Origin of the sequence: Sinorhizobium kostiense (assembly GCF_017874595.1) — a bacterium.
GTDB lineage: Bacteria > Pseudomonadota > Alphaproteobacteria > Rhizobiales > Rhizobiaceae > Sinorhizobium > Sinorhizobium kostiense.
In genome coordinates this window covers 1,047,461-1,070,177 of sequence record NZ_JAGILA010000001.1, presented here as the reverse complement: position 1 = coordinate 1,070,177, position 22,717 = coordinate 1,047,461, and the positions used below count along the sequence as shown (strand labels likewise).

Below are 22,717 nucleotides of genomic sequence, written 5' to 3'. Positions count from 1 at the left end.
TGTCGTTGTCCCAAAACCGCTGCCCACTTTCGGGCGACATGCATTTGGGCGCATTATGTGTCACTGCTGGGGGCGGCGAGAACGGCGCGAGATCATCAACTCTTTCAAAAAAAACTATAAAATCGGAGAGCGGCGGGCGCGTTAGGTTCCGCCCGGGAGAACAGAGGCGGGAGCATGTCCTATCTCGATAATGTGCGCGTGTTCGTGCGCGTGGTGGAACTTGGAACGTTGTCGGCCGCAGGCCGCGACCAGCGCGTGACCCCAGCGGTAGCGAGCAACAGAATCAAGGAATTGGAGCGGCAGTTGGGCGTGCGGCTCTTCAACCGCACAACCCGCAAATTGACGCCGACGGAGCATGGGCGCGTCTTCTATGACGGCGCCGTCAAGATCCTCGAGGCGGTCAACGAGGCCGAAAGCGCCGTCGCCGATCTTTCCCGCAATCCCAAGGGAGCGCTCCGGATTACCGCGCCGCTCGGCATGGGCCGACGCCTGATTGCCTCCGGCATCCCGGAGTTCCATGACAGGTATCCGGATATCGAGGTGAGGCTGCGCCTCTCCGACCGCAATGTCGACATCCTGGCGGAGGGGGTCGATGTCGCCTTCCGGCTCGGCATACTCGAGGATTCGAACCTGCGCATGCGCGGCATCATGGATTGCGAGCGGGTGCTCTGCGCATCGCCACGCTACCTCGAAAGACGCGGCGTGCCCGCGACGCCGGACGAGCTGATCACGGATCGCCACGATTGCCTGCTGCTACGCTATCCGGGTTCCAAGGAATATTACTGGACGCTGCAGACCCCCATAGGCGTGCGCAAGTTCGAGGTCGCCGGCCCCTACGATTCCGACGATGGCGACGTGCTTACCGAATGGGCGCTCGATGGCCGTGGCATCATCAACAAGCCGCTCTTCGAGGTGAAAAACCATATCAGCGAAGGGTCGCTCGTGCCGATCCTCAACGAAACGCCGCCGCTCGGCGCCCAACTCGCGGCGGTCTATCCTCACAAGCGCTTCCAGGATCCGAAGGTGCGGCTGATCATCGACTTCATGGCCGAACGCTGCCAACGGCTGATCGCCAAGATTCTCGCCGAGCCAGCGCGTGGGCGGGTGGAGGCCGCGATTGAGGAAGGGCTCTTGAGGAGCTAGAACGCCTCTCTGCCCGGACCGCGGGCTCAGCGGCGAGCGGTCATCCGCTGATTGCGATGGCGCCTAAATTAACCTTAGTGGCTTTCCGCCCGCGGAGCGCGGATGGCATGCCGGTCCCGGCCGGATCCATCCGTGGGCTGCAGCATCTTGCGAAATTCGTCCCTCTTCTCGTGGATCGATGCAATCACCCGGCCCATCGGTATGCCGATATCGATGAGCACGGCTTGCGAGAGCTGGAGGCTGGCTTCAATGGTCTCCGGCACTGCATCCGTGACCTTCAGTTCGTACAGCTGAGTCGCGTGCACCGCATCTCGTGCACGGACAACGAGAGTAAGATTCGGCCGCTCCGATCGCGCAGCGCGGACGATGGATTCGACCGCGTCGGCATCATCCAGGGTCACGACGAGCGCACGGGCGCTCTGGATTCCGCAACGCCGAAGCAATTCGATCTGGGTGGCGTCACCATAGAAGATCGTATGACCGCAGGCGCGCTCTTTGGCGACCAGCGACGGATCGGCATCGATCGCCAGGAACTGCAGTCCATGCCGCGTGAGCATCTCGGCGACCAACTGGCCGACGCGCCCATATCCGACCACGATCACACGCTCCAGACCGTCGTCGTGCTGGGGCGTCAATGCGGCAAAAGCAGCTTCATCGTGACGGGAGGTGCCGCCGCGGCCCAACAGGCGAATCAGCAGCGGAATTCCAACCATCGTCAAAGTGGCTGCAACCATTGCAGTTGCACCGGCTTCGCCCGGGACGACATTGCCCGCCACGGCGGCGCCGATGAGGATCAATGCGAACTCCCCGCCGGGGCCTAGCACGACAGCCAATTCGCCGGCACTGCGGCCGGGCAGGCCCATCAGCCGCGTGATGAGGAAAAGCACAACAGCCTTGATGGCAAAGAAGCCGATCGCGATCCCCGCTGTAAGGACCGGGTTGGCAATGATCTCCGACAGGTCCAGCCGGGCCCCCACCGAGACGAAGAAGAGGCCAAGCAGAAGACCCTGAAAGGGCTGGATGGTCACCTCGATCTGCCGTCGATACTCGGTTTCGGCCAGCAGCAGGCCCGCGATGAACGCGCCGAGAGCCATGGACTGGCCGCTGACCGCTGTAACGAGGCCGGAGCCGATCACCACCAAAAGGCATGTAGCGACGAACAGCTCATTGCTTTTCGTTGCGGCAACCAGCTTGAACAGGGGACGAAGAATGAGGCGCCCCAGCCCGGCCAGTGCGAGCAAGGCGATCGCGGCGGGAGCCAGAGCGTACAGCAAACCGGCGCCGAGCCCTGTTCCTCCGCGCGCAGCCAACATCGTCACCATGAACAGCAAGGGCGCGACGGCCAGGTCCTGGAAGAGCAGCACGGCGAAGCTCGCGCGGCCAACCGTGGTATTCAGCAGCTTGCGCTCCACAAGCGACGGCAGAATGATCGCCGTCGAAGACATCGCCAGCGCACTGCCGAGGACCACCGCTGAGGCCGGAGTTTGACCCATCAAGATCGCGATCGACGCAAGCACCGCTGTCGAGGCGAGAAGCTGCAATCCCCCTAAGCCAAAGACGAGTCTGCGCATGAGCCTCAGGCGGTTCCATGACAGTTCCAGCGCGATCATGAAGAGCAGGAATGCCACGCCGAACTCAGCCAGATGGGTGATCTGCTCGACATCCGTTATGGATATGGGCGAGAGCCATGGCAGGTCCCGCGCGACTGCTCCGAGGCCAAACGGGCCAAGCATCATGCCGGCGGCCAGGAACCCGAAGACGGGGCTCAATTTCAGTCGCCCGAACAAAGGAACAATCACGCCGGCCGTCGCCAGAAACAGCAGAAGCTCCTTGTAGTTTTCCGGTCCTGACGTCATTGACAGCTCTCAAACTCATTCGAGGCGCAAAGGCCCGAATCCATCTCCAGAGAGCCGATGCGCGCCACTCGGCAGGCGCACTTCGCCCTCTGACCGATCCTACTCCCAATTTCAGATGATAGTGCCTTGGATGCGATGATACGCAACAGGCAAGCGTCGATTCCAATCGAGACGTACACCCCTCGTCATCTTCGTGCTTGCCCGCACCCGGACCTGGGAAGCGTCCTGCCCTAAGGACCAGCTTTGAAAATATCGGCGAGTGGCAGGGTGATCCGGACAGCCTTTCCAAACGCTGCACCGTCGTCTCTCATCAATCCACCGGCACGAGATCCCAACTGCTCATCGGTGGAGGACGGCCGCCACACCGGCTGCATCGAGGTGTGCTACGAGGTTACTGCTGGAACAGACTTGCCAGCGGCAAATGCGCTTTGACCAGGGGAGATTTCAGCACGACGAAGCTGAAGTACTTGTCAATGCCGATCTCCGACTCGAGGAGCCGCTCCATCAGCGTCTGATACTCTTCGATTCCGGCGGTGACGAATTTTACGAGATAATCGTAGCCTCCCGAGACCAGATGGCACTCGATGACCTGATCGACCTTCTCGATCGCAGCAAGAAATCTGGCGAAGTCGAATTGACGGTGGTTCTTCAGCGTGATTTCGGTGAACACGGTCAACGTCTGGCCGAGTTTTCCGGTATTGATCCGCGCAGAATAGCCCTCGATATAGCCCTCCGCCTGCAGCTTTCTCACTCGCATCAAACAGGGGCTTGGCGAGAGATTGACCATTTCCGAAAGCTCGACGTTCGTCATTCGGCAATTCTTCTGCAATGCGTTGAGTATCTTGACGTCGATCCGATCAAGTTTCATTGGCTAGCTCCCGCTGATGAGGTGGCGCGGATGTCGAGTTGGGCCGGTGCCGCGGACGACCAACGCGGGGTCGGCACGGTCGAAAGCAGCGTCAAAGATCCGGCGCAAAGGCTTCCTTGCTTTCTGGTCGTCCGAGATCATAGTCGTCCACGTGTCCCTAGACGTTAGAGGAGTGGATCGCGTCGCAGACTGCCTCGGTAACCTCCCGGGTAGTGGCGGAACCGCCCACGTCAGGGGTAAGGATCCCCGCGCCGGTCACCCGCGCGACAGCGCGCATGAGGCGGGCCGAAGCCTCCCGCTCGCCGAGATGGTCGAGCATCTGGGCAGCCGTCCAGAAGGCGGCAACCGGGTTAGCGATTCCTTTGCCCGTAATGTCGAAGGCGGAGCCATGGATCGGCTCGAACATCGAGGGAAAGCGGCGCTCCGGATCGATGTTCGCCGTCGGTGCAACCCCCAGGCTACCGGCAAGCGCGCCAGCAAGATCGGAGAGGATGTCGGCGTGCAGGTTGGTTGCCACGATGGTATCGAGGCTCTGCGGTTTGAGCGTCATCCGGACCGTCATGGCATCGACCAGCATCTTGTCCCATGTCACGTCCGGGAATTCCTCCGCTACCTCGGCGGCGATCTCGTCCCACATGACCATGCCATGGCGCTGGGCATTCGATTTCGTGACGACCGTGAGCAACTTGCGCGGTCTGGATTGGGCCAACCTGAAGGCGTATCGCATGATGCGGGAGACGCCGACGCGGGTGAAGATGGCGACCTCGGTGCCGACCTCTTCGGGCAGGCCGCGGTGGGCGCGGCCGCCATGGCCAGAATATTCGCCTTCGGAATTTTCACGCACAATCACCCAGTCGAGGTCGCCGGGGCCGCAATTGCGCAGCGGGGGAGTTATGCCGGGCAGGATCCTGGTTGGCCGGACATTGGCATACTGGTCGAAACCCTGGCAGATCGGCAATCTGAGCCCCCACAGGGTGATATGGTCCGGAACATCCGGTGCTCCGACCGCGCCGAAATAGATAGCGTCGAATTTCTTGAGCTGCTCCAGCCCATCCGAGGGCATCATCACACCATGCTTCTTGTAGTAGTCAGATCCCCAGTCGAAATTTTCGACGGTGAACTTTACGTCGCCGAGTCGCTTCTCCAGGTTCGCAAGAACCGTTCGGCCGGCGGCAATCACCTCAGGTCCGATGCCGTCGGCGGCTATGGTTGCGATGGAGTATTCACGCATCAAACTTCTCCGTAGCGTTATTCGCTTAAGCTGGCTGGCAGCGGCCGGCGCCTTCGGCACCATGCGATTGGCGTCGACCCCGCGACCCCGGCGAAAAGCAGGCTTTGGCGGAGCCGGGGAGGAAGCCCCCGAGATGGTGCTTGCTCCACGTCGAACCCGGGGCACCGGATCCACGGCGCCGCCTGGCAGATTCTGGGAGCGCTGGTCAGCGTTGATCGAGCAATTTGATCTGGAGATCTTCCCAGTGCTCCTGGAACGCCTCTCGCGCCGTATCGTAGTGGCGGCTTCTCAAGCTGTTGATGAGCCGCTCGTGTTCTTCCGCCATTTCTTCCGCAGTGGCGTAGAAATCCTGCCGCTGTGCGAGGAGAAGCTCGATCTCGCCCTCGAGGTCTGAATAGGTTCGCTTCAGCCGAGCGCTGCCGCTAGCGGCAATGATAGCGCGGTGGAAGTCACGGTCCGCAGCAACCAGCAGGGATCTGTCGGAGGATAGAGTCGACCTGTGCATCACCTCGACCGCCTCCAGCGCCAAAGGTGGGATGACCCCGGTCAGCACGATCAGACGAATGGCCTCGCCTTCGATGGCGCCGCGCACGCGTGTGATGTCGACGATATCGTCGGGCCCGAATTCGGGCACCACAAAGCCTCTGTTCGGTATCTGACGCAGCAGGCCCTGCGTGACGAGCACCTGGGCTGCTGTACGGAATGTGTGCCGCGAGGTCGAATGCTCCTCGCACATCTTCACGTCGCGGAGGAACTCGCCCGGTTGGAAATCTCCCGACAAGATGCGCCGTCGCAAGGCGTGTGTCAGGGTTTCCACTGCGCTAGCGGGCAAGGGCTCGACATTCATCTCAAGATCTTCGGCTTGATTCCTGGCGTGCAGCGTCGGCATGGCTTTGGCTTCGCTCGTTGATATTTGCATACCTACGCCATATGCGGCGGCGTAGGGCAAGGGAGATGATATTGTGCCGCCCATGGTGGCGGTCCTAGATCTGCACGGACCGAAGCGCCTCGTCGACGCCCTCGAGCAGACGTGCCGCATTGGCCGATGTGAAGATGAGCGGGGGTCTGATCTTCAAAATATGCGCGTCCGCTCCCGTCGCGGAAATGAGGATGCGCCGGTCGCGCAAGGCATTGACGGCTGCAAGCGCACGGTCCATGTCCGGTGTTTTCCGGTCTCGATCCTTGACGAGTTCGACGCCGAAATAGAGGCCGGCCCCGCGAACATCGCCGACGAATTCATATTTCTTCTGTAGGTCCCGGAGGCCGTCGAGGAATTCGCCGCCGACCTTGGCGGCGTTGTCCATCAGGCGCTCTTCGAGGATCGTGTCGAGCACGGCCCTTGCAGCGGCGATAGCAACGGAGTTGCCGCCAAACGTGTTGAAGTAGCGCATGCTGGATCCGAACTCGGCGACGAGTTCGGGCCGCAGGACCACGCCGGCAACGGGATAGCCGTTGCCCATGGGCTTGCCCATGGTCACGATATCCGGATCGACCTTGTGACGGGAGTGACCCCAAAACTGGCTGCCGGTCCGTCCGAATCCGGACTGCACCTCGTCGGCGATGAACAGGCCGCCTGCCTTGCGCACCACTTCCGCCACCGGAGCCAATACGTCCGTCGGATCGACGTAGAGACCATCGGACGAGAAGACGGAGTCGGCGATGAAGGCCGCCAGGCCGCCGCCATGCCGCTCCATGTCGGCGATCTGCCGCGTGACATCCTCCGCCATCCGCCGGCCGATTTCCTCTACTGGCAGGCGGTAGGAATCCGGCGCGGCGACGGTGCGAAGATAGGGATCCAGGGCCGACTTCTTGCCGAGCGACGGCGAGATTGCCGCCACCGCGCCGCTGTTGCCGTGATAGGCTTCGGCCGTGACGATGACGCCGGTCTTGCGTGTGTGGTAACGCGCGATACGCAAGGCGAGATCGTTGGCTTCCGAGCCGGTGCATGTGAACATCGCGCATCCGGTCCGGCCGAGTTCGCCACCAAACGTATTGATCAGCGCTTCGGCATAGTCCAGCAGGGGCTCCTGCATGTAACGCGTGTGGGTACAGAGCAACTCGAGCTGCTTCTGGATCGCCTCGACGACACGCGGATGAGAGTGACCCAGCGATACAACGTTGTTGTAGGCGTCGAGATATTCGTTGCCGTGCCTGTCATAGAGGAAGACGCCCTTGGCGCGGGAGATCTCAACCGGCGACTTGTAGAAGAGCCGATAAGCGGGCCCGAGCAGCCTTTGCCGCCTGGCGATATGCGCCAGATCTTCACTTGTGAGATGAGACGTGTCCTGAGGGTTGAAGCCATTTGGCATGTCGCCACGGAAGCCCTTGGGCAGGGTAGTCGCTTGCTTGGACATTACGGTTCCTATCGTGTCAGAAGATCGGAAATCTGTGCGGTCGAAATCGAGTGGAACCACTCGAGGTGGGCCCAGCCGGCTTCAGTGTTGCGCAGGATATAGCGGCTATTCTCCGGGAAGATTTCGGCGCGCCAGCACGTCAACAGCGCACGGACCGCAAGACGGCCCATCGACAGGAAGGGGATGAGCCGGAGTTCCTCGTCCGTCAGTTCGGCGTGGCGGAGATAGCCGCGCAGAACGTCGCGCGGTTCGTCGAACAGGTCACGCCGGCTCCCATGGTCGAACGTTTTTGGCATCTGATTCATCAACGCCGTGGAGACATCGACGGCGATGGCGGTACGGACCGCATCGCCGAAGTCTATGACGCCGGTCAGGAACTGCGGGCTGGCGTGATCGACGACCAGGTTCGACGTATTGAAGTCGTTGTGGAGCACCTGCCGCCGGCACCGGTCGAGGCTCGGCTTGACTTCGGCAAACCGCTCGAGCGCGCGGATGGTCCAGGCCCGCTTGCCGCCCGCGGGGATAAAGCTCAAAAGATCGGTGAGATCGAGCAGATGGGTGACGTCCCATGCAACCGCCCGGCCGTCAGCGGGATGCGAGAAATCGGCCATAGAATGACGCAGCTTTGCCAGGATTTCGCCGATCCGTTCGCGCCGTGGGGCTGTGGAAGTTGTCCGGTCGAGCGGAGTGCCGGGGAGGAAGGTAATGAGCCGCACCACTCGCCGCTCGCCGGCACTGGTAGTGACGATGGGCAGATCCGCGCCATCGAGGTCGCGAAGTGCACGGGGGATGGGCAGATCAGGGGCCCGCTGCTCGAGATGACGCATCAGCGCGACCTGGAAATCGAGCTCCTCCATCCGCTCGGAAGGATGAGCGATCTTCAGCACGAACTTCCCGCTGGCCGCACAGTCGAGGAGGAACGTGTCGTCTTTCTCGGTTTCAAAGCGCGTGGCCGAGCCACGCGCGCCATATAGTCGTTCGGCGACTTCTTCGGCTTCCGCAGCGCCCACGGGATGGCACGGCTCGGAAAGCTCAGGGACGCGGGCTGGCCCATACTGATGCCTGTGATCCATCTTCAAACTCACCCAGATCCTGCCATCGGGAGTGGCAGCTCGATGGTCTCAGTATTTCATATTCCAATTTTTGTACAACAATTTATTTTTCCGAATTGAGATTTATTGCGGCGGGGTCGATGTCTTTCTGCCAATGGCGATTGACGGCAGCGCAGGGATACGTCGAGGAAAACCCCGCGGAAATTGGAAAAATGCTGGGCATCTTCAGCTATGTATTCGCGCAATTTGTTGGTGCTTGGATGCAGCGCACGCAAGCTGCCGGCAAGTGCCAGAACGACCGACATCGAAAAATTGTTGGACAATCTGTTGCCATCGTCGAAAAGTTATGCCAGTGTGCTCGCACTGGCCGGAATGCAGTTACGATGACCTTGGATAGGCACACTGTGCCGAGAAAACTGGATAGGATATACGCCATGACTCAATTTCGACCGAAGTACGTCACCTTCGACTGCTACGGCACGCTCACCAATTTCGATATGTCCGGCGCTGCGCGACGCGTCTACGCCGAGCGTCTCTCCCCAGAAGCGATGGCCAGCTTCGTCGAGGCTTTTAGAGGCTATCGCCTTGACGAGGTGCTAGGGCCATGGAAACCTTTCCTCGAAGTGGTGCACAATTCCATCGAACGCAGCTGCAAACGCATCGGCGTCCCTTTCAAACCCGAAGACGCGCAACGCATCTATGACGAAGTGCCAACCTGGGGTCCGCACCCGGACGTCCCGGCTGGCCTGTCCAGGGTGGCCAAGGAAATTCCGCTGGTCATCCTGTCGAACTCCATGAACAGCCTGATCATGTCGAACGTGGAAAAGCTGGGCGCGCCCATCCATATGGTGATCACGGCAGAAGAAGTCGGGGCATACAAACCTCTGATGAAGGGTTTCGAATACATGCTCGACAAGCTCGGCTGCGGGCCCGAAGACATTACTCATGTGTCCTCATCCTTCCGCTACGACCTGATGACTGCCTATGACCTGGGCATCAAGAGCAAGGTCTGGGTCAACCGCGGCCATGAGCCGGCCAATCCCTATTACGAATACACCGAGATCAAGGATATCGGCGGGTTAGCCGCCGCCGTTGGGCTGGAGCCCGCCCTCAAGCGCGCCTGAATTCGCACTCGGGCGCTGTTGCTACGATGAGACCGGGGCGGTTCATTCGCCCCGTCTCCTTATCGTAAGGGGAGCAAGCATGGCACGTCGGGCACGGGGCGCGTTTGCTACGCGGCCGCTATAGATCTCCGCTTTCGAGCGTGCGGGAATGATTGGCGCGGGCTCTTCGCGCTGCCCTGCAGCCATTCCGCGAACCTGCAATCCCCCTAAGCCAAAGACGAGTCTGCGCATGAGCCTCAGGCGGCCATGACAGTTCCAGCGCGATCATGAAGAGCAGGAATGCCACGCCGAACTCAGCCAGATGGGTGATCTGCTCGAAATCCGTTATGGATATGGGCGAGATCCATGGCAGGTCCCGCGCGACTGCTCCGAGGCCAAGCGGGCCAAGCATCATGCCGGCGGCCAAAAATCCGAAGACCGGGCTGAATTGCCCGAACCGCCGTATGTGATCTATGTTGAGTGGTTGCTTTTGACGAGTTGATTCACTAAACGGGCCGCCTCTTCGGCAATTCCCGGAATGGTGCCTGACTTGCGTGTCGATGCGAAATCGAGGCCGGCAAAGTAGAGTCCTGGAACCGCCCCAAGCCCATCCGTGTGAACGGGCTGTCCATCCGCATCGAGGGTCCCGGAGATTTTGATCCAACGGAAGGCGCCTTTAAAGCCGGTACACCAAATCACAGACCGGATGCCACCCGTCGCGGCGTCGATTGAGCGGAGTTGTGGATGACATAGTTTTGCCGCAGCCGTCTCAGCAGGATCAGTGTCGGCTGCCGGCGCTTCGAGACCTGCACGTGCGATATACCGATCAAGATAGTGCTTGGCGTCCGCGGAGCTCTCGTCGGCAAATCGAATGTGCTCGTCAACTTCATCGCCGAACAACAGAGCGCCGTTGTCGATGCCGACGAAGCGACCGAGTAACACGACGCCCTGAGCGCTAAGCGATTGCAAGCTGATGGTATGAGTAGCACCAAGCAGGGTCCGCGGCGGCAGCTTTCCCGAAGGCAGGACGAGTTCTTCGCGCGGCACGTCCAGAAAGCCCGACAGAGTCAGCCAATGGAAGATATCGCCGCCGCGGTATCGGCGGACCAAGCGGCCGGCGCGGCTGGTCGCCAAGAAGACCGAGCGCCCGGCGAGCACCAGATCCTCGGCGATCTGTCCGCCCGATTGGCCGCTGCCGACCACCAGCACCGCACCGTCGTCGAGTTCGGCCGCATTGCGGTATGTAGAGGAATCCAGTTGGCGAACCGATGGTGGCAAGTCAGCCGACCAGGACGGCCGTGCCGGACAATTGAGATTGCCAGTCGCGATCACAACATTGCGCGCCCTGAGTGTACCGTGGAGCGTCGCCACGAGATAGAGCCCGTTGTCTCTCGTCAACTCCTGGACTGGCGTCTCGGTTCTCACCGGCACGCCGTGCCGCTGGGCGTAGCTCTCGAGATAGGCAACGAACTCATGTTGCGTACTCGCACCCCAAGGATCCGGCCCATCAAAGGAATCGCCGGGAAGTAAGGAGCGTATTCTTGGCGAATTCAGCCGAAACGAGTCCCACCGCTGCGTGCGCCATGTCTCGCCGATGCGATCCCGTTCAAGTACCAGATGATCGCGGACTTGCTTTGTTAGGAAGTAGCTCACGCCGAGGCCCGCTGAGCCGGCGCCTACTACAATGGCATCAAGGATCCCGCTCATGCTCCCCCCGATCGTGAATGACTATCGGTCGCTGGCCCTCGGAATATCACAGCGTGATCACTGTGCTCGCGTCTCCGTTTAGCAGTCGCTTCAGGTGAAAGCTGGCAAGCCGGTCCTCCGGGTCACGGCCAACCAAGGCGGCGAACGAAGCAACTGCATGGCAATCGCCGGCCTGCAGCTCTTCGAAAGCCCTCAAGTACGCCTGTGTTTCTCCGCTTGCACATTTTTCGGGATTAAGCGGCTCGAAAGCGCGGATCGGCTCACTCCGGCCCCTAAGCAGGAGATCACCCACTGGGCGGCCGCAGAAGTCCTGCGCCATGGCGGCGATCGCGCCGCTCACGCAAACTCGAGAGCCCAACGTCTTGTTGGCCGCTTGCAAGCGAGCGGCAATATTGATGGTATCCCCGTAAGCGCTGTAGTCAAAAAATCTTCCTCCGCCGAAATTGCCGACGACGGCGCTTCCGACATGCGCGCCAATCCGGGTGTGGCCGACCTCTATTCCTGTTTCTCTCCAGTGTTCGCGGAAGGAGCACGCGAAGGCGTCGAGTTCGAGCGAACAAGCGATGGCGCGCCTGGCATGGTCCGGTTGATCGGTCGGAGCTCCGAAAAGAACATGGAGTGCGTCGCCGATTATCTTTGCCACAGTTCCCTCATGGGCAAACACGATGTCGGTCATGCCCACAATGTAGTCATTGAGAAGCGGTCCAAGCACGTTTGGTTCAATCGCCTCCGCTAGCGTGGTGAAGCCGGTCAAGTCGGTAAAGAGTGAAGCCACCTGTCTTCGCGCGCCACCGAGCTCGAGGGCGCCGGCACTGCTTGCCAGACGATCGGCGAGGTTGGGGGAGAAGTAACGCGAAAGAGACGCACGGGCCTGCTCGGCCGCCGCTTGCCGGCGCTGCACCTCGCGCATAGCTTCCACGTGGTGGATCGTCTTTGCAATTGTCGCTTCCAAATCGGAAAAATCAATCGGCTTGGTGACGAAGTCGTAGGCGCCGCGGTTCATCGCCGTCCGGATGTTTGCCATGTCACTGTAGGCGGACACGATGATCGTGGAGAGGCTCTCGCCCCTTTCCCGAAGCTTCGACAATAGCGACAGGCCGTCCATTCGTGGCATGTTGATGTCGCTCAGCACCACATCAACGTCTTCGTGATCAGCCAATATCGTCAACGCCTCAACGCCGTCGCGGGCAAAAAGAAAACGCAAAGCGCCGTCGCGGATCTGTCGCCGGAACTTCTGGATGAGCAGGATCTCCAAATCCGGTTCATCGTCCACAACGAGTATGCTGATGCTCATGTGAAGCGCCCAATGCGCGTGTCGATTTCTTCTTTAAGAGCCGTGAAGTCGATCGGCTTTGTCAACAGTGCTTCGGCGCCGCCGTCCAGGGCTTCTTGTCTCGTCTGCGGATCGCCATAGGCAGTGATCATGATCACCGGAACGTCTGGCCGAATCCTGCGTGCCTTCGGCAACAGCTCGAGTCCGCTCATGCCCGGCATATTAATATCCGACAGGATGAGAATGAGTGTGACGTCCCTCGCATCGGCGATCCGCTCGAGGGCAGTTGGAGCTGAGTGCGCAAACTCCATCTGAAAGCGACCGCTGCGCAAATCACGACGGAACTGCTGGCGAAACAGTTGCTCAATGTCTGGTTCGTCGTCGACTACCAAGATGAGAAGGCTCATGAACCGCCCTCCGAAGTTGGGGTGGCGGCGGCAATCCGGGGCAATTGGATGCGAAACTCTGTGTATCGACCACTTTCTGTTTCCACTTCGATCGAACCGCCGTGCTGTTTGACAATAATATCGTGGCTGAGGGACAGTCCGAGTCCTGTCCCCTCGCCAGCAGGCTTGGTCGTGAAAAACGGATTGAACATCCTCTCCCTCACATCGGCCGGAATGCCGGGGCCATTGTCGCGGATAATGATCTCCACACTGTCGCCGAGGTTGCGGGTGATCGCCGCCAGCGTCGGCTCGTAACCGCCACCGGTCTCGCAAGCCGCGCGGCGGCTCGTTGCGTAAAATCCGTTCGAGATGAGATTGAGAAGGACGCGTGTGATTTCTTGGGGGTAAAGGTCAACTTCGCCAGCGGCCGGATCGAAGGATTTGCGCAGCGTTATATTGAAGCCCTGCTTTTCGGCGCGGGCGCCATGATAGGCGAGGTTGAGGCTCTCTTCCACGAGAGCGTTGATATCGGCCAGGCGATGCTCACCCGTTCCCTGCCGCGAATGCAGGAGCATGTTCTTGACGATCGAATCAGCACGCATGCCATGCTGAATAATCTTTTCGAGATTGCTCCTGAGCATCGCGGCGAGCTCGTCAATCTCCTTACGCACCGGGCCCTCGGTCACTGCGCCGTTGAGCGCATGCTGCAGGTCCGCGAGCAGTTCAACTGAGATCGCCGAAAAATTGTTGACGAAGTTCAGCGGATTTTTGATTTCGTGGGCGATCCCGGCGGTAAGCTGTCCGAGCGAGGCGAGTTTCTCCGTCTGGATCAATCTGGCCTGCGCAGTCCTCAGATCCTTGAGCGAGCGCGACAGCTCCTCGGTTCTCTCTTGCACCTCCTGAAAGAGCCGAACATTTTCGATTGCGATCACCGCCTGGTCGGCGAAGGTCGATGCTAACTCGATCTGCTTCTCGGTGAATGGCCGCATGGTCGAGCGGGTCAACGCGAGGACGCCGATCGGGCTTCCTTCACGCAAGAGCGGCACCCCGAGCACCGTGCGAAAACCGCCAAGTCTTTGCCCCTCGAGCATCTCGTATTCCGGGTCATCGAGAACATCGGCGACCTGAACCGGCCGGACTTCAAGCAGCGTCCGCCCAACTATGCTGCCTCGCCCAGGCTCCAGCGGAAGTGCGCGAAGATATTGACCGAATTCCTGCGACCAACCATAGCTGGCGACCGGAAAGTGCGCGTCACCCATCGGCCGGGTCATCGTCGCCATGTCCGCGTCGCAAAGACGGGCAGCAGAGGACACCAGAGCATCCAGAACCCCCTGCAGATCGAATGCGGAACGGCTGATGACCTTCAGTACCTCGGCCGTAGCAGTCTGCTGCTCCAGCGCCTCGGCTAGATCAGCGGTCCGTGCCTTCACCTCGTCGAACAACCGGACGTTTTCAATCGCTATGACCGCTTGGTCAGCAAAGGTCTGGAGAAGATCGATCTGTTTTTCGGTGAATGGCTTGACTTCAGTCCGGCGGATGACAAGGCCACCAATTGCTTCCTGTTGCCGCAGCAGCGGGGCTGCCAGAATGGTGCGATGCCCCATCCTTACCGCCATATTGTGGCCGTCCGGATATTCGTCGGGCTCAGTCGTCAGGTCGGGCACATGAAGCGGCTTGCAGTCCAGCACCGCCCGCCCGGTCACCCAGTGTCGTGATACCGGCCAAGCAGCGAAATCGATCGGTATCGGCCCATGATGCGCCCTCAGATAGAGTGTCTCTCCATCCTTCAGGAAAATAGCCGCATCGTAAGCCTCGCAAAGCCGCACGGCCGATTCGACAAGCGTGTCGAGAACGGCCTGGAGATCGAAGGCTGACCGGCTGATGACCTTGAGGACATCCGCTGTTGCAGTCTGCTGCTGTAGCGATTCCTTGAGCTCGAGATTCCGTTTCTCCAAATCGGTGAACAGCCGAACATTCTCGATCGCTATGGCGGCCTGTTCCGCGAAGGTCTTGAGGAGCTCGACTTGGCGATCTGGGAATACTCCCGGTAGCGTCCGCGCCACCACAATACTTCCAATCGGATTTCCTTCGCGCGAGATTGGCACCGCCACCAAGCTGCGGTAGCTCGCCCCTTGGGCACTCAGCGTCCGGTGAGCTCGATACTCGGAATCGACGACGCGATCGGGTATCTGCTCTACAGATCGGCTAAGGATTGAACGTCCGGCGGCACTGCCTCGATCGGGTGGGGCCGGAAACATTGCGCGCACGGCTTCGACGCCTTCCGCCTCCAGCCTATGATACGCCACAAAGTGCAGCAGTTCGCCATCATAGCGGAATACGTGACAGAACTGTGCGCCGCAAAGTCGGGCGGCGCTGAGCGCGATCGCGTCGAACACCGGCTGCACGTCCGTGGGCGAAGTCGAGATGACGCGCAGGATTTCGCTCGTTGAAGTCTGCTGCTCGAGCGCCTCGGTGAGCTCTCGGTTACGCGCCTTCGCCTCGTCGAACAGCCGGACGTTCTCGATGGCGATCACCGCCTGATCGGCGAATGTTCGCAGGAGCTCGACCTGCCGCTCGGGAAAGGATCCGGCTACGCTTCGAGTGACGGCGATCGATCCGATCGGGCGTCCGTTGCGCAAGAGCGGCACGCCAATGGCACTGCGGTAAGCCACGATCTTGGCGAGAGGGAGCATCTTATAATCAGGGTCGGCAAAAACGTCGGAGATCTGCTCGACGACGCCGCTGATAAAGGCTCGGCCCGTGACATTGCCTCTATTTGGTTGCTGCGGAAACTTGGCACGAACCGCTTCGATTCCTTCACGCGAAATGCCGTGATAAGCAACCGGGTGCAAAAGCTCTCCGTCAAACTGAAATACGAAGCAGAATTCTGCCGCGCATAGCCTTGCTGCGCTCTCCGCTATCGCGTCGAACACCGGCTGCACGTCCTCGGGCGAAGTTGAGATCACACGCAGAATCTCGCCCGTCGCGGCCTGCCTTTCGTTGGCCTCGGCGAGCTCGCGCTTCAGCAGATTTACTTGACGTCTCAAGCTGAGGCCCGAGACCGCCATGTCCGCCCCCCAAGCTTTCCAGCGACGAGTTTTAGCGAGGAACTCCCAACGTTCCTCGATCGGCATGCTAGCAATCAGGCAATCAACTTTCGCAGAACGAAGAGCATACCCTATCTGACCAGCGGTGACGAGCATTAGGTCGTGCTTATGGTTAGGCCTAGGTGTCTGGTCGCGGCATTTGATGGCTCGTTTGTTTTCCCAGGAATGGAAGGATGCACCATGGGGGCAGCTTCCTCACGTTCTCGCAGTTCAGTTCAGCCCCGTATTTGTGCTCTCGAGCTCCGACTTCTCTTGCGCGCAAGACTTTTTTGGACAGGTGCCGGTAAAACTCGTTTCGCAGACCGCAGTGGCGGATTTGCAAAACTCCGTTGCTACGTCGCCCAGCACGGCTTCACGCCGGTAATCCCGCCTTCAGCAGGCCTTGCCGGAACAGTTCCAATTGCTCCGGCCGCTCCAGCAGCAAGCCTCGCCTGATGAAATCCTCTGTCGAAAAATCGGGGCATATTTGGAGTAGTTGCGCCTTCGCGGTCTCGGTCGCATTCGTGTTGCCGGCCTGCGCGTAGCAGGCGACCAGGCGAGCGCAGGTAAACGGGCCGGGATTGGGGAGTTCCTTGAGCGCCGCCGCAGCGTCCTCGTAGCGGCCAAGGATATATAGCGCATTGCCAAGCGCCGCGCTGTACCATGGCGGAAACGGGTTCAAGCGGTAACCCTCGTCGATCCATTCCATGGCCTCTTGCAGCTTGCCGCGACGAGCAAGCAGGCCGCCCATCTGAACCAACGTGTTTGTATCATTCGGATTGAGCTGATGAGCACGGCGATAATGTCTTTCCGCCAGTTCGAACTCCCTGCGGTTGACATGAATGAGCGCGAGCAAGCGCTGGCAGCCGCTTTCCCCTTCATCGAGCGCGACCGCCTGCCGCGCAAGGGCGAGCGCCTCGTCGAGGATAGGTGAGGGCGCGTTGGCGTAGCCATTGAGCGCAATCGTGGCGAGGGCCAAGTGGGCGCGTGCCAGCGCGAACTGCGGATCGCGCTCGACTGCGGCCAAGAACATCTCCCGGGCCTGCCGATTGTCGTCGGCGCCGTAGCCGCGCATATGCACAAGCCCGCGCAGGTAGAATTCGTAAGCTGCAAGGCTGGTGGTCGGCTTGCGCATGACCTGGCGAAGATCGGCGCTCTCGATATGGCCGATGAGGGTCGAGACGATCATCCGCACATCGTCCTGAACCGCGAAGATGTCGGTCACATCGCGGTCGTAATGCTCCGACCACAGGTGCGTTCCGCTGGCCCCCTCGATCAATTGCGCAGTAATGCGTATCCGTTCACCCGAACGGCGAATGCTGCCCTCGACGAGATACGTGACGCCCAGCTTTCTGCCGATCTCCCTCAGCGGCGTATTCTTGCCACGAAAACGGAAGGACGAGTTGGCGGCGATGACGGAAAGCGAGCGAAATCGTGCGAGGCCGCCGATGATGTCTTCGGTGATGCCATCGCTGAAAAAGCTCTGGTCCGGCGAGCTGCAGAGATTTTCGAACGGCAACACGGCGATCGAGGTTCGCGCAGGTACAAAGGATGCCGACGGGGCGGCCACTGGCGCTTTCTTCCAACGCCAGACGTGAGCGGGTTTGGCGATGTTCTTGAGCAAAATCTCGCCGCCGTCGAAAAAAGCCGTCCGGCACTTTCCGCCAAGCTGGCGATGTACGACATCGGCGATGCATATTCCTCCCGGCTCGGCCGATGCCTCAAGCCGGGCAGCGACGTTGACACCGTCCCCCAGCAGGTCGTCTCCTTCGATCACGACATCGGCGAGATTGATGCCGATACGAAGGACAATGCGCTCGTCAGACGGGAGCTCCTTCTGATCGTGCGCCAGTTCTTTTTGCAGCGATATCGCGCATTCCACAGCGTCGATTGCCGAGTTGAACGCGACCAGCGCTCCATCCTCCATGAGCTTCGCGATACGGCCGCCGTGTGCGTCGATAATTGGACAGAATATGCAAGCGTGCAGTCGCTTTATTGCTTCAAGGGTACGGCCCTCGTCGGCTTCCATCAGGCGCGACGAGCCGACGATATCCGTAGCCATAATGACTGCAAGTCGCCGTTCGATACGCCCCTTCGTCATCGGTCTCTCCGCGCCTCGAGCATTTTAGCTTTTAATCATGGACCGAGGAAGGCGCTTGCTGGAGGCCCGCGCCAGGTCCTGACAAAGTTAGACCTGATGGAACGAGCCTTTCCGGATACGATTGTCGAATTTCCCTGGCATGCCTGCCGAGGTGATGCTCATGGAGAACGGCGGTGGACGGCAGCGCTCAATTTGCACGACAAGTATTCCGACGTATTACGAACACACACTGAACGCAGGTAACCCATACTTACAATGGGCGAAGAACAGTGGGTGAACCGGTATGGCTACTTTCTTCCAATCGACATCAAGTGCAGTTCCACGGCACGCTGCCCGCGTCTGCCATGGGTAGGCGCATCAGCCAACAAAGACATCCCGAACATGTCGAAAGCGCGATCCACGGCGTTGCGCGGCAGTCCGCAGAATCGGTCTGCTTGAGACGGATTCGGAGTGAGCAGGGTGTGCCAAAAGGGACGTTGCCGCCGTCGCAAGACTTCTGAAGGTTCGCACCCAAAGCTGATTTGCACCGTGACCATAGCGAGTGGTGCCGTGGCGTGATAGGTGTTGGACTTGGATCAAGCCCAGCATTCACCTGAACGCCTATCAAAGGACAGATGCCATGGGAGACCAGATTCGCCCGCTGCAACCAGGGGAATACGCGCCCGCCTTCACGCTTCCGTCGGCAAATCAAGAAGGAACGGTTTCTCTCGCCAGCCTCCACGGTCACCCGTTTCTGATCGCCTTCGTCCGCGGGTTACACTGCCCGTTCTGCCGACGCCAGGTGGGACAGCTCGGTGGCTTGCAGCCTGCCCTGCGCGCCGCGGGGGTGGAAACTGTTGTCGTGATCAACACGCCGGTGGAGCGCGCCCGCATATATTTCCGGCACCGGCCGACGCCGGCCGTGCTCCTATGTGACCAGGATTGCTCCACACACCGGGCCTTTGGCGTGCCGCGCGCCGAGTTCCAACCCGAGGGCAGTCGCGAGCAGCCTGTATGGCCCTATCGGGTAAGCATGGAGCAATTCGAGGCCGCTCGCATTAACCCCACGGGCGAATTGCCGGAAGCGCTACATCCAATGGCCGCCAATACCGTACTCAACGCCCAGGACGGCTTCGAGCTTAATGAAGTTGATCATGCCATCGTGGTAAGCCACGCCACACAGCTTGTCGGGCACTTCCTCATCGACGCCGACGGCATCGTTCGCTGGGTGCATATTGAAGCGCGCGACGGGCCGAACAGCCTCTCCATTTTTCCAAACGCGGCGGAGATGCTCGCCGCTGCCGGCAGCCTCCGACGCTGAAGGCCGCACTGACATTCGTCAGGCAAACGACCAAAAGCCGCTGTCAGTTAGAGTACAATCGGATCAAATGCACTTCCGCTGGGCCGAAAGTGAGAGTTTCGGCAGTTATCAGACGAACTTCCGCACCGGGTCGATCTTACACGTCCCCATCCAGGTGTCGCGGCCCTATTTGGCTTCGTCGGCGGTCGCTGAAATGTTCTCCGCCACTTGCGGCTTGAAGTTTCGAACGGCTGGTCAACCTGGATGCCCGCTATCGTTAGCAAATGGGCTCGGCTAACTCCGCGAAGGCCATACTCCGGCCGTACACATTGCGCTCTCGATCGTCTTGGACGATCGTTCGCTGCCCCCGAACCTTCATTCCGCCTTCTCGTGCAGGCTTAGCGGTCGGTGACTGATCCTAGTCCGGTGGCGGCGGGCAGCCGATGAGAGAGATAGTCGGCGTGAGCACTGGAGTCCTGCTCAGGGCGTCTGAAGGCAATCACGAAAGTCAGTGCCGTCGCGCCGAGCGAAAAAAGGGCGGCAAGGCCGAACATATGTAGCCACGAGAAAGCAGCCGCTATGCCGGCGAGCACGGAGCCGAGCGCGCCGATGCCGTCCATAAGCACGAAGGCTAGACCGACTGTCGTGCCTTCGCGGCGGCCCGTGACGTCGATCGCCGCCGCGAGGACGGCCGCTCGGATCGAATCCAGCGCGGCGACGGCGACTGCCATTGCTGCCAGCATGATCCAGAGTGACGGCTGAAAGACAAGCGCAGCGCTGGCGAGCCCTGCCGTTAGGTTGCCAACGATCAGGACCGGCCTGCGCCCCACGGTGTCGGAGACCTTACCCGCCCATGGCTGCGCTAGTGCGCCTACAACCAGCAATGCGGAGAAAGTGAAGCCCGCGGCCGCCGCTGTAAAGCTGTGTGCCGCCACGAGGTAGAATGGAATCATGCCGAGCAGCGCCATCGACGCCATGTTGTACAGGCATATCATCAGTACGACACGCAGGCCGTTGCCCTGACGCCATGTATTCAGGAAGTCCAGGATATCCTGCTGGCGTATGCCCTTCCGCTCGACGCGCGGGATTGCGCGAGCGACGGGCAAGAAGCAGACTCCCAAGACCAGCGTCGGCAGCGCCGAAATCGCAAGCGCAGCCCGCCAGTCGAAATACAGAAACAGGATACCGGCAGAGAGAGGTGCCAGCACTTCGGCCACCGAACCGCCAATCGCATGAACTCCGAGAGCCTGCGCACGCCCATCTTTGCTCTCGTGAGCCAACACGCCGGCAGCAATCGGATGCCACGCTGCATTGCCCATTCCGGCCACGGCAAGCAGAATTGCCAGATCCCAATAACCCCGAGCCATGGCGGCCAACGCATACCCGACGGCGACCCACCAAAAGGTGACGAGGAGCAAGCGCCCCCGGTTTGAGGCGTAGTCAGTAAGGATCCCTGCCGGCAGATAGCCAAGCGCGCCGCCGATGTTGACGATCGTGAATAGCAGGCCAACCTCGGTCGGAGAGAGACCCATGGCCAGACCGACAGTCGGAACAACCAGCCACAGCGAGGCAATGGGCCAATCGTTAGCGAGATGGCCGACGGTGAACCAGGTCAGAAAGGCGGTCCGTTTCATGGCGACAAGCTCTCCTGCAGATGCACCGGGCTGGTGACGGCGTATCTGGAAATTATTAGCGGATTTCGCTATGTCTGCCTGTCGACGGAAAGCTAACATGCATCGAGAAAGCGTCAAAACCGATGACCGATTCGGAACGCGTTTCACCGCAACTATCCGCAGTGGCACGACCTCGATACCTGGGTGAAATAAACAGCCAGGAGCCCGGTGAAAACCATGGTTGGCACAACCATGACTTCGGGCAACTTATCTCGGCGTCATACGGATCGATGTATGTCGGCACTCCGAACCGCGTGCTTTTGCTTAGCCCCGCGATGGCGATCTGGATTCCACCGGACGCCGAGCATTGGATACGGTACGTTTCGGCCAACGAGATGCTCTATGTCGATGTGAATCGACAAGAGGCGAGCAAGCTCGGCGCGCAAAGCCGGATCGTGAAAATGACGCCACTTCTGAACGCCTTGATGCTCGCCACAATGCCGGAGCTTGTACCCAGCCGGACGGAATGCCACACCGAGGCGCTTCACGATCTGCTTCGTCATGAGATTCTCGCTGCCAGCGACTTACCGCTCTCGATCATTATGCCGCTGGACAAGCGAATTCGTGGCATTGCCCAGGAGGCCTTGAACAATCCCGGCCTGGCCAGTTCGGTCGAAACGTGGCTTGCCAATGCTGCTGCCAGCCGCAAGACCGCCGAACGATTGTTCATCGCCGAAACCGGCATGCCGCCCGCGCGGTGGTTGAGGCATGCGCGCCTCCTTCACGCCATATCGCAGATTGCTGCCGGCGCGAAGATCAGTTCAGTGGCCCTAGACCTGGGTTACGAGTCATCAAGCGCCTTCACCTACATGTTCCGCAGGACGCTTGGCATGAGCCCGAGCAGCTTGTTAGGGAACACTAGAAAGCACCGTGCGCTGACCAGTTAGCAACGAGCGGGCAATGAGACGTGTCAGACCCGATGGCTGCTTTGCGTCGATTCTTCGCACTGCCTCATACTGCCTTCTCGTGCAGGCTTAGGGGTTGCCGACTGATCCCTGTATGCCGGCGGGCAGCCGATGAGAGAGATAGTCGCGCATCTGGCGAAGTGCATCTTCGCGCGTCAGGCCCGCCGACTGCAGGCCCAGTCGCAGCCAAAGCCCGTCGATTAGCGCTGTGACGCCAAGAGCGACGGCCTCGCATTGGTCCTCCGGCAGGAGGTGTATCAGCGCCGACATGAGATTCGATCGCATCCGCGCATGAATGACTTTTTGGATTCGCGCCAGCTGCGGGTCGCGCGGCACCTCGGCGCAGAGCGATAGCCAGGCATGGCAGATGGACGGCTGAAAGAAGCGTTCCTCGAAGTTACCTTCGATGATTGCTTCCAATCGTTCAAGGGGGGTGGCGGCCCGGTTCAAGCGCGCCACCACGGCATCCTTCAGGGCGGCGTTCGCCTCGCGCATCGCATGCTCGAACAGTTCCTGCTTGTTCGCGAAGTAGTGAAGCACGATGCCCTTCGATGCGCCTGCTTGGGCGGCAACCTTCTCCAGTGTTGCCCCCGCCATGCCTTCGCGCTGCAGAACCTCGAACGCCGCCCGTCTGAGTTCACGTTTTCGGATCTCGCTGATCCTGGTCAGTCTCATTTCTTGCCCTCACTTTCGTCCACAT

At 60.3% G+C, this 22,717-nt stretch carries 18 protein-coding genes; 4 read left to right on the top strand and 14 right to left on the bottom strand.

The window, feature by feature from the left end:
- Window positions 1–174: 174 nt before the first annotated feature.
- Entirely contained in the window at window positions 175–1,143 is a 969-nt protein-coding gene (locus tag J2Z31_RS04805; protein ID WP_209600718.1) for a LysR family transcriptional regulator, read from the top strand.
- A gap of 74 nt (window positions 1,144–1,217) precedes the next feature.
- On the opposite strand, the gene J2Z31_RS04800 is transcribed toward J2Z31_RS04805, so the two are convergent.
- From J2Z31_RS04800 to J2Z31_RS04775, 6 genes are all read right to left on the bottom strand, one after another.
- Complete coding sequence (locus J2Z31_RS04800) at window positions 1,218–2,999, bottom strand: cation:proton antiporter domain-containing protein (RefSeq protein WP_209600717.1); 1,782 nt, start codon at window positions 2,997–2,999, stop codon at window positions 1,218–1,220.
- A 391-nt stretch (window positions 3,000–3,390) separates the two neighbouring features.
- Window positions 3,391–3,867, bottom strand: coding sequence for an Lrp/AsnC family transcriptional regulator (locus tag J2Z31_RS04795; protein ID WP_209600716.1), 477 nt, complete (start codon window positions 3,865–3,867; stop codon window positions 3,391–3,393).
- Window positions 3,868–4,024: 157 nt separating this feature from the next.
- Window positions 4,025–5,098, bottom strand: a complete 1,074-nt coding sequence (locus tag J2Z31_RS04790) for a tartrate dehydrogenase (RefSeq protein ID WP_209600715.1) — start codon at window positions 5,096–5,098, stop codon at window positions 4,025–4,027.
- Between the two features lie 205 nt (window positions 5,099–5,303).
- Window positions 5,304–5,987 (bottom strand): GntR family transcriptional regulator, encoded by a 684-nt coding sequence (locus tag J2Z31_RS04785; RefSeq protein ID WP_064240999.1) that lies wholly within the window; start codon window positions 5,985–5,987, stop codon window positions 5,304–5,306.
- A 94-nt stretch (window positions 5,988–6,081) separates the two neighbouring features.
- A complete protein-coding gene (locus J2Z31_RS04780; protein WP_209600714.1) occupies window positions 6,082–7,452 on the bottom strand; it encodes an aspartate aminotransferase family protein in 1,371 nt (456 codons plus the stop codon).
- Window positions 7,453–7,460: 8 nt separating this feature from the next.
- Window positions 7,461–8,462, bottom strand: coding sequence for a phosphotransferase (locus J2Z31_RS04775; protein ID WP_209601069.1), 1,002 nt, complete (start codon window positions 8,460–8,462; stop codon window positions 7,461–7,463).
- Window positions 8,463–8,938: 476 nt separating this feature from the next.
- On the opposite strand from J2Z31_RS04775, the gene J2Z31_RS04770 reads away from it, so the two are divergent.
- Window positions 8,939–9,628, top strand: coding sequence for a haloacid dehalogenase type II (locus tag J2Z31_RS04770; RefSeq protein WP_209601068.1), 690 nt, complete (start codon window positions 8,939–8,941; stop codon window positions 9,626–9,628).
- A 118-nt stretch (window positions 9,629–9,746) separates the two neighbouring features.
- On the opposite strand, the gene J2Z31_RS04765 is transcribed toward J2Z31_RS04770, so the two are convergent.
- The 6 genes from J2Z31_RS04765 to J2Z31_RS04740 all read right to left on the bottom strand — a co-directional run bounded on the left by J2Z31_RS04765 (window position 9,747) and on the right by J2Z31_RS04740 (window position 18,160).
- The gene (locus J2Z31_RS04765; protein WP_408022017.1) at window positions 9,747–10,019 is read right to left on the bottom strand and encodes a hypothetical protein; all 273 of its coding nucleotides are present in this window, start codon (window positions 10,017–10,019) and stop codon (window positions 9,747–9,749) included.
- 59 nt (window positions 10,020–10,078) lie between these two features.
- On the bottom strand, window positions 10,079–11,314 hold the full coding sequence (locus J2Z31_RS04760; RefSeq protein WP_209600713.1) for a flavin-containing monooxygenase: 1,236 nt from the start codon (window positions 11,312–11,314) through the stop codon (window positions 10,079–10,081).
- A 46-nt stretch (window positions 11,315–11,360) separates the two neighbouring features.
- On the bottom strand, window positions 11,361–12,608 hold the full coding sequence (locus tag J2Z31_RS04755) for an adenylate/guanylate cyclase domain-containing protein (protein ID WP_209600712.1): 1,248 nt from the start codon (window positions 12,606–12,608) through the stop codon (window positions 11,361–11,363).
- Window positions 12,605–12,994, bottom strand: coding sequence for a response regulator (locus J2Z31_RS04750; protein ID WP_209600711.1), 390 nt, complete (start codon window positions 12,992–12,994; stop codon window positions 12,605–12,607). The genes J2Z31_RS04755 and J2Z31_RS04750 overlap by 4 nt, the downstream gene beginning before the upstream one ends.
- The gene (locus J2Z31_RS04745; RefSeq protein WP_209600710.1) at window positions 12,991–16,041 is read right to left on the bottom strand and encodes a GAF domain-containing protein; all 3,051 of its coding nucleotides are present in this window, start codon (window positions 16,039–16,041) and stop codon (window positions 12,991–12,993) included. Before J2Z31_RS04745 ends, J2Z31_RS04750 begins: the two co-directional genes overlap by 4 nt.
- Window positions 16,042–16,432: 391 nt before the next feature.
- Entirely contained in the window at window positions 16,433–18,160 is a 1,728-nt protein-coding gene (locus J2Z31_RS04740) for an adenylate/guanylate cyclase domain-containing protein (protein ID WP_209600709.1), read from the bottom strand.
- 619 nt (window positions 18,161–18,779) lie between these two features.
- Here J2Z31_RS04740 and J2Z31_RS04735 point away from each other — a divergent pair.
- Window positions 18,780–19,460: a peroxiredoxin-like family protein gene (locus J2Z31_RS04735; RefSeq protein ID WP_209600708.1), complete on the top strand. Its 681-nt coding sequence runs from the start codon at window positions 18,780–18,782 to the stop codon at window positions 19,458–19,460.
- Between the two features lie 377 nt (window positions 19,461–19,837).
- Here J2Z31_RS04735 and J2Z31_RS04730 read toward each other — a convergent pair whose 3' ends face one another.
- Window positions 19,838–21,073 (bottom strand): MFS transporter, encoded by a 1,236-nt coding sequence (locus tag J2Z31_RS04730; protein ID WP_209600707.1) that lies wholly within the window; start codon window positions 21,071–21,073, stop codon window positions 19,838–19,840.
- A gap of 122 nt (window positions 21,074–21,195) precedes the next feature.
- Here J2Z31_RS04730 and J2Z31_RS04725 point away from each other — a divergent pair, with 122 nt between their 5' ends.
- Window positions 21,196–21,999 (top strand): AraC family transcriptional regulator, encoded by an 804-nt coding sequence (locus J2Z31_RS04725; protein WP_209600706.1) that lies wholly within the window; start codon window positions 21,196–21,198, stop codon window positions 21,997–21,999.
- A gap of 87 nt (window positions 22,000–22,086) precedes the next feature.
- Here the strand turns inward: J2Z31_RS04725 and betI are convergent, their stop codons facing one another.
- Window positions 22,087–22,692 carry a choline-binding transcriptional repressor BetI gene (gene betI / locus J2Z31_RS04720; RefSeq protein WP_209600705.1) on the bottom strand — a complete coding sequence of 202 codons (606 nt, stop codon included), beginning with the start codon at window positions 22,690–22,692 and terminating at the stop codon, window positions 22,087–22,089.
- Window positions 22,693–22,717 lie beyond the last annotated feature (25 nt).

Coding starts and splice junctions, on each gene's coding strand:
- J2Z31_RS04745 (WP_209600710.1), bottom strand. CDS start 16,041: ATGGCGGTCTCGGGCCTCAGCTTGAGACGTCAAGTAAATCTGCTGAAG.
- betI (WP_209600705.1), bottom strand. CDS start 22,692: ATGAGACTGACCAGGATCAGCGAGATCCGAAAACGTGAACTCAGACGG.
- J2Z31_RS04755 (WP_209600712.1), bottom strand. CDS start 12,608: ATGAGCATCAGCATACTCGTTGTGGACGATGAACCGGATTTGGAGATC.
- J2Z31_RS04770 (WP_209601068.1), top strand. CDS start 8,939: ATGACTCAATTTCGACCGAAGTACGTCACCTTCGACTGCTACGGCACG.
- J2Z31_RS04785 (WP_064240999.1), bottom strand. CDS start 5,987: ATGCCGACGCTGCACGCCAGGAATCAAGCCGAAGATCTTGAGATGAAT.
- J2Z31_RS04790 (WP_209600715.1), bottom strand. CDS start 5,098: ATGCGTGAATACTCCATCGCAACCATAGCCGCCGACGGCATCGGACCT.
- J2Z31_RS04800 (WP_209600717.1), bottom strand. CDS start 2,999: ATGACGTCAGGACCGGAAAACTACAAGGAGCTTCTGCTGTTTCTGGCG.
- J2Z31_RS04765 (WP_408022017.1), bottom strand. CDS start 10,019: ATGCTTGGCCCGCTTGGCCTCGGAGCAGTCGCGCGGGACCTGCCATGG.
- J2Z31_RS04795 (WP_209600716.1), bottom strand. CDS start 3,867: ATGAAACTTGATCGGATCGACGTCAAGATACTCAACGCATTGCAGAAG.
- J2Z31_RS04805 (WP_209600718.1), top strand. CDS start 175: ATGTCCTATCTCGATAATGTGCGCGTGTTCGTGCGCGTGGTGGAACTT.
- J2Z31_RS04750 (WP_209600711.1), bottom strand. CDS start 12,994: ATGAGCCTTCTCATCTTGGTAGTCGACGACGAACCAGACATTGAGCAA.
- J2Z31_RS04760 (WP_209600713.1), bottom strand. CDS start 11,314: ATGAGCGGGATCCTTGATGCCATTGTAGTAGGCGCCGGCTCAGCGGGC.
- J2Z31_RS04735 (WP_209600708.1), top strand. CDS start 18,780: ATGGGAGACCAGATTCGCCCGCTGCAACCAGGGGAATACGCGCCCGCC.
- J2Z31_RS04780 (WP_209600714.1), bottom strand. CDS start 7,452: ATGTCCAAGCAAGCGACTACCCTGCCCAAGGGCTTCCGTGGCGACATG.
- J2Z31_RS04725 (WP_209600706.1), top strand. CDS start 21,196: ATGACCGATTCGGAACGCGTTTCACCGCAACTATCCGCAGTGGCACGA.
- J2Z31_RS04740 (WP_209600709.1), bottom strand. CDS start 18,160: ATGACGAAGGGGCGTATCGAACGGCGACTTGCAGTCATTATGGCTACG.
- J2Z31_RS04730 (WP_209600707.1), bottom strand. CDS start 21,073: ATGAAACGGACCGCCTTTCTGACCTGGTTCACCGTCGGCCATCTCGCT.